The sequence below is a fragment of the Alteromonas sp. BMJM2 genome, assembly GCF_027257845.1.
In the GTDB taxonomy this organism is placed as follows: domain Bacteria; phylum Pseudomonadota; class Gammaproteobacteria; order Enterobacterales; family Alteromonadaceae; genus Alteromonas.
In genome coordinates, this window is the sequence record NZ_JAPVOT010000063.1 from 1 (window position 1) to 582 (window position 582).

General features: G+C 38.1%; 2 protein-coding genes. Both read left to right on the top strand.

Annotated elements, in window-relative coordinates; translation table 11 throughout:
- The first annotated feature begins 86 nt into the window (after positions 1–86).
- A complete protein-coding gene (locus O9X84_RS19560; RefSeq protein ID WP_032095993.1) occupies positions 87–284 on the top strand; it encodes an addiction module protein in 198 nt (65 codons plus the stop codon).
- Positions 284–580: a type II toxin-antitoxin system RelE/ParE family toxin gene (locus O9X84_RS19565; protein WP_269521321.1), complete on the top strand. Its 297-nt coding sequence runs from the start codon at positions 284–286 to the stop codon at positions 578–580. Before O9X84_RS19560 ends, O9X84_RS19565 begins: the two co-directional genes overlap by 1 nt.
- The last annotated feature ends 2 nt before the right edge of the window (positions 581–582 follow it).

The following is a 582-nucleotide window of genomic DNA, read 5'->3' on the forward strand; positions in this document are numbered from 1 at the left end:
AAAGTTAGCTGCTTCAATGAAATCGAAATGCCTTTTGTCTCATAAACAATTATACTTGTAGCACTAGATATATTAGGAGACCTGCTATGAAAATAGAGAACCTCTCAGCTATAGAAAAAGTTGAACTCGCCCAGAAGATTTGGGACTCAGTAGCTGCTGAACAAGACTCTATTGAATTATCAAAAGAGCAAACTCAGCTTCTTAACGATAGACTAAAGTCCTTCGAAACTGATCAAAATTTTGGTTCAAATTGGAGCGACGTTAAGAGCAGAATCATTGGCTAATGAAATTTATTTTATCTATCAGGCCGGAAGCAGAAGAAGATATCAAAGAGGCATATTCTTATTATCAACAATGCCAAACTGGGCTAGGAAACGATTTTATTGCCTCTGTAGAATCAGCATTGATTAACATCACAGAAAACCCAGAGGTTTACCAGAAAGTGTACCGGGATTTTCGCCGCGTACTCATCGGGCACTTTCCATTTGGTGTTTTTTACAAAATGTTTGGCAATAAAGTTCTGGTATTTGCTGTTATACATACAAGCAGGGCTCCAAGAACGTGGCAAAAACGCAGCTAACA